An 8,905-nucleotide genomic window follows, 5' to 3' on the forward strand; every position below is an offset into this window, starting at 1 on the left:
TTTAGTGTCCTCCTTTTGTTAAATATGTTTTAAGGTAGTTTGGATGACGTTCTACAGTCTCAGCTTTTGCATCCCCGATACGTACAAGCCACATATATAATATTGAAAATGCAACCGATGAACGATTACGCGCGACCCACGTACTCATTAAACTACCAAGCAAGAGCACTAAAGCTACAATTACAACGACAAGCATAGGTGGTTGAACACTATTGAAAGTCATCGTATGTAAGGCGCTAGCGAAGAAGTGATGAACGATAAAGTATACTGCACCAACGACGATGAGTATCAATAAGCCCATGATACGTCCGAATTTCCCTTCTCCAAATGCCACAAGTTGTGTCCATGATACAGATAATGACCAAGCTAAGATGAGTCCACTCACTAAGCGGTAGCCTTCTCCTGGTGATGTAAGCCAAAAACCTAAACCAATCGCCAAAGCTAATATACGTCCTGACACAATCCATAAGTATGACATTCTCTCACTTGCACGACTTGGTACATTAAAGTGACGCACTGCTGAACCAGAACGTAAGAAGAGCGTTGCTTTAAATAGACCATGTAAAATCAAATGGATAATCGCAGGAATGTATGCACCCATTGCACACTGGATTAACATAAAGCCCATTTGTCCAATTGTTGATCCTACTAAAAGTCGTTTATAGTCTACATGCACTAAACTTATACCTGCACCAATCAGTACAGAAATACTCGCAAACAATAACAACACAAATGTTGCAATGTCACCATTAAATATCGGTGAAAATCTTGCTAATATGACGCCACCCGCATTAACGATACCTGCATGCATAATAGCCGACACTGGTGTTGGCGCTGCAACTGATTCTATCAACCATCTTTGAAATGGAAATTGTGCAGCTGGTACCATAACCGCTAATATAATGAGCATATTAATACCAAAACTTTCCCACGCATTAATTTGAGCTAAATTTGAAGCTGTGAAAATTGAGGTGTATCGCCATTCACCAGTTAGTAATGTCATCCACACTACTGCCAACAATAATGCTATCCAACTTAACAAAAACAATTTACCAGTTACTTTTGCAGCAGCTCTCGTCACTTTCCAAGCGCTTGTTAAGCTGATTAATAGCGTTAAACCAAGTAACGTTATGCCCCAACTGACAACCATAATACGCAAATCACCTGTTAACCAAGCCATGGCGGCAAAACTAGTCGTAATTGTAAATAAAGTGAAGTACTTTCTATAACTTCGATCGCCCATTAGATACTGTACACAATAACGTTGAATGATTAAGCCTATGACTAAAACGAAAAAGGCCATTAACCACGCTAGAAAATCTGAATACCAAAACCCTACTTCTATATTTTTCGGTGCGCCTATAAGTCCGATAAATGCTACAAGCGGCGGTAATGCCACTAAGAATATATGTATACGCACATACGCCAATGGTATGCGTGAATTTAAAAACATTATGCCACTCAATACAGAAACAATGACAGTGATAAAAAATATAATTAACAGTATTGATACATTAAGCGATGTGAGCATATTAGATTCTCCTTTCTTTTTACATTACTTTTAGCGTTACAAGATTAAACTACTTTCATTTATAACTTGTTATGTCCAGTTATTTTTCCATTAAAAAAAGCCGACAATATACAATAAACCACGTATGATTTATTACAATTGTCGGCTTCATTACAACGCACTTTTTAAAGAAGTGATTTGCTTTGCTACCTTATATGTATGAATGTTTATGAATTTTATACTCTAAAATATTACATTTAATCTTATATGACGGATGATTTTAACTTTTCAACACTATTCGTACACTTTTTCAATTTGCCAATAATATTATTAACAACTTGCTAAAGCTTTAACATCGTGAAAAAAGCAGTATTCAACGACTATTTTTATTTAATATTACAAACATATACTTATTATTCGTGATTGTCAAGAAACACAAACTTCATTCAAATCTGTACCTCCTATTGTAAAAGTGCAAAATATAACAACTAGTTGTTCGAGAAATGAGTGAAATGTAAATGAAGCATGTTAAAATGAGTAACAAAAGTTGGGAGGCGTAGATTTGGAAAATAGGTTAAATTATAATTCTTATGGTTTTAGATTTAAAGGAGATTATCAAGATAAAGTTGCTGGATTAAATGCAATGGGTTTTGAACTTCAACAAAGCCAAGAATACAAATGGCATGGTTTAAATCGTGGAGAAAATGATGTATTTATCTTTCAGTATACGACAAATGGCTATGGCATTATTCAAATAGAAGATAAAACTTTTAATTTAGAAAAAGGAGAAGCTTTTTTTGTCAAAGTTCCAAGTAACCATTGCTATTATCTACCTCATAATTCAAATGAATGGGAATTTCTCTATTTCACAATTTATGGCGATGAAGTCAGTAGATTATTTAATATAATTGTAAATACATACGGAAATATATTCAAATTACCTTTACACTCAAAACCAATTAAACATATTATAGAAACTTTAGAAAAAGTGGATACTATCGGAATCAACCATGGTTACGACGCTTCTTCTTGCGCCTACGCCTTTATTATGAAGTGCTTAGAGTATTTTGAATACGGCTATCAACACTCTGATGATTTCCCTCTATCTATTACAAAAGCGATTAACTTCATTGAAAAACATTATCAAGAAGACATAAGTCTAGATGATATTGTTAAAGTGTCTAATTTATCTAAATATCATTTCACCCGCCAATTTAAAAAGTCTATAAAAGAAACCCCCATTAATTTTTTAGCAAAAACTAGAATAAACAAATCACTTATTTTATTAACCTCAGATGATAAGAACATTGAATACATCGCACAAGAAGTGGGCTACACTTCTAGTAATTATTTTAGTAAAGTATTTAAAAAGTTTATCGGGACAACTCCAAATAATTACAGAAAAACCATCAATATAATGCCTGTAGATAAAGTTTTCACCGATTGACAAAGAGCAATATATTACTCTTTTTAAAAATATTTACGCTTGTTTATCCTCTAGTTAATGACTAACCTAAAAGTAAGCTATAGCGATTCAAGTATTTTATTTCCATAAAATAAATTCAGTTGTTTAAGTTTTATTTTCCAACTGTCAGGAGGAGTAAATATTGAAAAAGATTACATTTTTAGGTGCAGGAAGTACTGTTTTTGCAAAGAATGTACTAGGCGATTGTATGACTGTGGATGCTTTGCAAGATTTTGAATTCGCATTATTTGATATAGATAAAGAGCGTTTAAAAGATTCAGAAATGATGTTGAATAACTTGAAACAAAACATGAATTCTACCATTACAATTAAAGCATATCAAAATCGTAAAGCAGCATTGAGTAGAGCAAAATATGTCATAAATGCAATACAGGTTGGTGGCTATGATCCGGCTACAATTACTGATTTTGAAGTACCAAAAAATTATGGATTACGACAAACAATTGCCGACACACTTGGCATTGGTGGCATTTTTCGTAATTTGAGAACTATTCCCGTAATGCAAGATTTTGCCAACGATATAAAAGAAGTTTGTCCCGAAGCTTGGTTTTTAAATTATACAAACCCCATGGCTGTTTTAACAAATATTATGTTGAAAGAAGGCATTAAGACAGTGGGCCTATGTCATAGTGTGCAAGTATGTGCTAGTGAATTACTTGAGTCTTTGGAATTACCAAAAGATAACATACAGTGGAAAATCGCTGGAATCAATCATATGGCTTGGCTATTAGAAATTAAACGTAACGAAAAAGATCTTTATCCAGAAATTAAAAAGCGAGCTAAAGAAAAACAAAAAACAACTCACGACGACATGATTCGGTTTGAATTACTGGATAAATTTGGCTATTACGTCACAGAATCGTCTGAACATAATGCCGAATACCATCCATACTTTATCAAAAGCCAGTATCCGGAATTAATAGCTAATTACAATATTCCATTAGATGAATATCCACGACGTTGTGTTAAACAAATAGATGATTGGAAACAAATGCGCGATGATATTGTTAATGATCAAAACCTTTCACATGAACGATCTCATGAATACGGTTCTTATATTATTGAAGCTATGGAAACAAATAAGCCATTTAAAATTGGTGGCAACGTTTTAAATACAGGTGGGTTAATCAATAATTTACCTGAAAATGCAGTTGTTGAAGTTCCTTGCTTAGTTGATGCAAATGGTGTTTCACCTACTTATGTTGGGGATTTACCAGAACAACTTGCAGCCCTCAATAGAACCAATATAAATACACAATTATTAACAATTGAAGCTGCTTTAACTAAAAGTAAAAGTAAAATTTACCAAGCTGCTATGTTAGATCCACATACCGCAGCTGAGTTATCTATTAACGACATTATTTCCTTATGCGACGATTTAATTGAAGCACATGGCAATTGGTTACCAGAATATAATTAAAATAAAAACCAGGCTTTTACTATTTATCTTAGAAAAGTCTGGTTTTTCTAAGATTATTAAATTCCATTAATGATTACACAATGTAGAAATATAGCTTAACACTCTATTTCACAAGCATATTAACTATGCGTATTTTGTTAACGCAATGATTTAAAGCGCTTTCATTATTGATTAGATACTATAGAGAGGTGATATAATTGAAGAGACAAATAACCCGTAAAGAAAAATATTCATTTGGAATTGGTGCATTTGGTAAAGATTTGGTTGTTAACTTAATAGGTATATATCTTATGTATTATCTTACCGACATCTTAGGTGTTGCGGCCGGTTTTGTGGGCTCCTTATATTTTGTTGCTCGTATTTGGGATGCGATTAACGATCCAGTCATGGGAATGATTGTGGATAAAACTAAAACTAAATGGGGGAAATTCAGACCCTGGTTAGTCATAGGCACACTTATAAATTCTATTGTAACAATTATTTTATTTACAAATTTTGATTTAACAGGAACAAGTTTATATATATTTATTTCAATTATGTATATTCTTTGGGGCATGACTTATACAATGATGGATGTTCCTTATTGGTCATGGTTACCTAATCTAACCAATAATCCCACCGAACGTGAAGAAGTATCTGTCATCCCTCGTATTTTTGCGAGTTTAGCAAACTTAATTCTTGGAGCTATAGGTTTAAGTGCTGTAATATATTTAGATACAATTTTCGGCACTGGAGATCAATCTACTGGTTTCTTAATTTTAACGGGAATTATCATTCTTTTTTTCATAACTACAATGGGCATTACCGTATGTAATGTAAAAGAGGCTCCTACAAATATTGATACTGGTATTACACTACGCTTTAAAGATATTTGGCGAATACTATTTACCAATAAAGAATTACTAGCCTATATCGGTATCCTAATTACGTTTTTCTTATGTACTCAAATCATTGGCAATGTACTCATTTATTATTTTAGTTATGTGGCAGAATCAAAATTCTTATTTGCCCTATATAACGGTATGGGATTTGTAGAAATTATAGCATTAATTCTTTTCCCTAGAATTGCCAAATTACTTACAAGAGAACGTATATTTCCGATTGCAACATGTAGTATCATTATAGGCCTACTCATTTTATTACTAGCTAGTTATTTTTCACCAAGTGCTATATTACCAGTTGTTATAGGTACTACTTTTATAAAAATTGGCACTGGATTTATCATGGGTATTATAACAGTTTCTATTGCCGATGTAATAGACTATAGTGAAATGAAATTTGGTCAAAGAAACGAAAGTGTCATTACTTCTACTCAAACATTTTTAATGAAAACAGCTATGGCAGTTTCTGGTTTGATTACTGGTTGGAGTTTAACTTTTTTAGGTTATCAACCTGGTGTAGAACAAAGTGAATTCACCAAGAATGGATTGCGTTTTATCATGACTATTCTACCTATTATTTGTATAATAGCAAGTTACCTCATTTATAAATGGAGCTATAATTTAAAAGGTACATACATTAAAGATGTAGTACATGTATTGAATCAAAGAAAAAGTAAAAAAGGTTGATATTAAAAACAAACGAAAGTATTAGATACTCTCATTTATTCCTTGATTTTAAAATTCTACACTTTCAATTCCCCGGGAAATATTCAAAGGTGATATTTTGCCCAAATTGGAGCCTGATGAATAATGCCAAACTACACATACACATGTCCGAATTGTGATGAATTTACAATTCGTCAATCCATGAACGACATACACAATAACGTTTCGTGCCCTGAATGTGGACATTTATCTAAACGTGTATATACTGCTTTTCAAACCTATGGAATGGACTCAAAGTTAAAAAATCGTATTGAACAAGGACAACAACCCAAACCCGTTACCAAAGATAAATTACCTCAACAAAATCGTGCAACTACAAATGCTGTCAGACCTTGGATGGCCGGACATTAATATATTTAATAGCATTACAAATACTCAGATCCACCATTGCTTAGAATTAAGTAGTAATGGTGGATCTTTTATATTCATTACTTCTAAATAATAATTTCATCGGTACATTCACACCCTCACACTGAGTACATTTAATTTAAAAACATTAATTTTACTTTCAGTAGATAGAATTAACATTTCGTTAATAATTTTAATAAAACTAAAAAGAGTTATTTTTTTAATAAAAGTATAATTTGTGATATATTTATAAAATAATCATCATATATATATTCATTTTACTTAATATTTTTATTTATTTTCAAAAACAAAGGGGATGGTTTTAATGAAAGTTGCTATAGTCACAGGAGCAAGTAGTGGAATTGGTTTTGATACAGCTAAAATGTTAGCCAAAAAAGACTACCGTGTTTATGCTCTTGCAAGAAACACAAAGAAAATGCAAGGTTTATTAGCATATAATGTCAAAATAATGAAACTAGACATAACAGATTATAATGCAATCAAAGAAGTAGTTAACCATATTTTAAATAAAGAAGGCCATATAAATATTTTAATAAATAATGCTGGCTATGGATCATATGGTGCTATTGAAGATGTATCAATTGAAGAAGCGAAAAGACAGTTCGAAGTAAATCTATTTGGTCTATCTGAAATAACAAGAGCCGTTATACCTTCCATGCGTGAACAAAAAGCAGGAAAAATTGTAAATATATCGTCAATCGGTGGACGTATACCTAATTATCTAGGAACTTGGTATCATGCTTCTAAACATGCTTTAGAGGGATACAGCGAAAGCTTACGTTTAGAACTTTCCGAATTTGGTATAGACGTTATCGTTATTCGACCGGGTGGTATAAAAACAGAATGGTCTTCTATTACAGCTCAAAATCTTAAATCATCTGCTAAAGGAGGAATCTATGAAGAAAAAGCTTTAACACTGGCAAATTCAATGATTAAATTAAATTCACTTAATTTATTTTACCCTCCTTCCGCTGTAGCTAAAGTTATAACTAATTCAATAGAAAGACGCTTTGTAAAACCGCAATATATTGTCGGTTTTCTTGCTAAAACCTCTATTTTTTTACATGCATTACTACCAGTTAAGCTATATAATTTTATTATCAAAAAACCGGTATCTAAATAATTTATGACAGGAGCGAATTTAAATGTCCACTGCAAATCTAACTTTGGCTCAAAATCATTATGCAATGTTGGAGTTATCACAACCTAATACAAGCATTTCTAATCTTTCTAATTTATTATATATCGAAAACACTTATTCTTATGATGCAATAAACAATGCATTAAATAAGCTTGTTGAAAATTTTGATGCATATAGAATTCATATAATTAATGAATCAGGTGAACTAAAACAATCTTTACAACCTTTTAATTTCGAATACTTCCCATTAGTTGAATTTACAGACGAAGCTCAATATAACGCTTGGATTGATCAACAAAAAAGCAAATGCTTATTTGATTTAAATAGCGATTTATACGACTTTACAATTGTAAAAAAACCCGATGGAAAACATTGCGTTTTCTTCACACATCATCATATTATTACTGATGCATGGAGCATAACGCATTCCGTTAACTATGTCGCAAAAACTCTGATTGGCCACAATATGGAACCCAATCCTTATTCTTATTTAGATATCACTAATGATGACAAAAAATACTTAAATTCTAACCGTTATGAAATCGATAAAAATTATTGGTTTAATAAAGTATTGAATTTTGAAATTACTGATTTTTTACCAAAGTTACAAAATGAAAATTATAAATCAGTAAGAAAATCTTATTCTCTTACTGAAGATGAATTTAAGTTCCTTCATAAAATGTGCAGTGATTATTCTATTAGTATTAGTACAATGTTTATGTCTTTAATGCATTTATATGTTAGTAAATTATCGAATAAGAAGCAAAATTCAATTGGTTTAATGGTACATAATAGAAGTAGTAACATCGAAAAAGAAACTTGTGGTCTTTTTACAAAAGCGCTACCATTAATTGTTGAAATAAACCCTGAGCAAACTGTTGAAAGTTTTATCAACTTAGTTAAAAAAGAGAACTTCACTTTACTAAAACATAGAAAAATACCTACTACATTATTAATAGAACAAAATAAGGAAAAAGATGTAACGGCCTTAGCTGATTTTGCTATTTCATATCATAATATGCAATATGATAATGAAATTACAAAAGAAGGTTTTAAAGAGGAATGGTTATTAAATGAAGCAAATCTTTACAACAAATTAAATATGAATATTAGTAATAGAAATAATGAGAATACATTGCATATCGATTATGACTTCAGCACATTCTATCTAAGCGAGACTTATATTGAACAAATGCATTATAGTTTAATGGATATTTTAGTTCAATTTCATAATAATCCGCACACATGCTTAAACGACATAGACGTTGTTCCTTTTAAATGAGGTCGATAATTCATGGTAAATATTACTTTGTTTTGTATTCCACATGCAGGGGCAATAAATTTATATTTCACCCCTAAAATATAAACTTCA

Annotated in this window: 7 protein-coding genes; 6 read left to right on the plus strand and 1 reads right to left on the minus strand. The window is 31.6% G+C overall.

What is annotated here, in order from left to right:
- Position 1 precedes the first annotated feature (1 nt).
- Positions 2 to 1,531 carry an NADH dehydrogenase subunit 5 gene (locus PYW44_RS12540; protein WP_002506095.1) on the minus strand — a complete coding sequence of 510 codons (1,530 nt, stop codon included), beginning with the start codon at positions 1,529 to 1,531 and terminating at the stop codon, positions 2 to 4.
- Positions 1,532 to 2,072: 541 nt separating this feature from the next.
- Here PYW44_RS12540 and PYW44_RS12545 point away from each other — a divergent pair.
- The 6 genes from PYW44_RS12545 (at position 2,073) to PYW44_RS12570 (ending at position 8,815) form a co-directional block, all read left to right on the plus strand.
- On the plus strand, positions 2,073 to 2,957 hold the full coding sequence (locus PYW44_RS12545; RefSeq protein WP_002506096.1) for an AraC family transcriptional regulator: 885 nt from the start codon (positions 2,073 to 2,075) through the stop codon (positions 2,955 to 2,957).
- 160 nt (positions 2,958 to 3,117) lie between these two features.
- On the plus strand, positions 3,118 to 4,416 hold the full coding sequence (gene melA, locus PYW44_RS12550; protein WP_002506097.1) for an alpha-glucosidase/alpha-galactosidase: 1,299 nt from the start codon (positions 3,118 to 3,120) through the stop codon (positions 4,414 to 4,416).
- Between the two features lie 197 nt (positions 4,417 to 4,613).
- A complete protein-coding gene (melB, locus tag PYW44_RS12555) occupies positions 4,614 to 5,984 on the plus strand; it encodes a melibiose:sodium transporter MelB (RefSeq protein ID WP_021339620.1) in 1,371 nt (456 codons plus the stop codon).
- A 123-nt stretch (positions 5,985 to 6,107) separates the two neighbouring features.
- Positions 6,108 to 6,374, plus strand: a complete 267-nt coding sequence (locus PYW44_RS12560) for an FmdB family zinc ribbon protein (protein WP_021339619.1) — start codon at positions 6,108 to 6,110, stop codon at positions 6,372 to 6,374.
- A 322-nt stretch (positions 6,375 to 6,696) separates the two neighbouring features.
- A complete protein-coding gene (locus PYW44_RS12565; RefSeq protein WP_002506100.1) occupies positions 6,697 to 7,515 on the plus strand; it encodes an oxidoreductase in 819 nt (272 codons plus the stop codon).
- A gap of 22 nt (positions 7,516 to 7,537) precedes the next feature.
- The gene (locus PYW44_RS12570) at positions 7,538 to 8,815 is read left to right on the plus strand and encodes a condensation domain-containing protein (RefSeq protein ID WP_002511957.1); all 1,278 of its coding nucleotides are present in this window, start codon (positions 7,538 to 7,540) and stop codon (positions 8,813 to 8,815) included.
- Positions 8,816 to 8,905: the final 90 nt, after the last annotated feature.

This window comes from Staphylococcus equorum, assembly GCF_029024965.1.
Taxonomy (GTDB): domain Bacteria; phylum Bacillota; class Bacilli; order Staphylococcales; family Staphylococcaceae; genus Staphylococcus; species Staphylococcus equorum.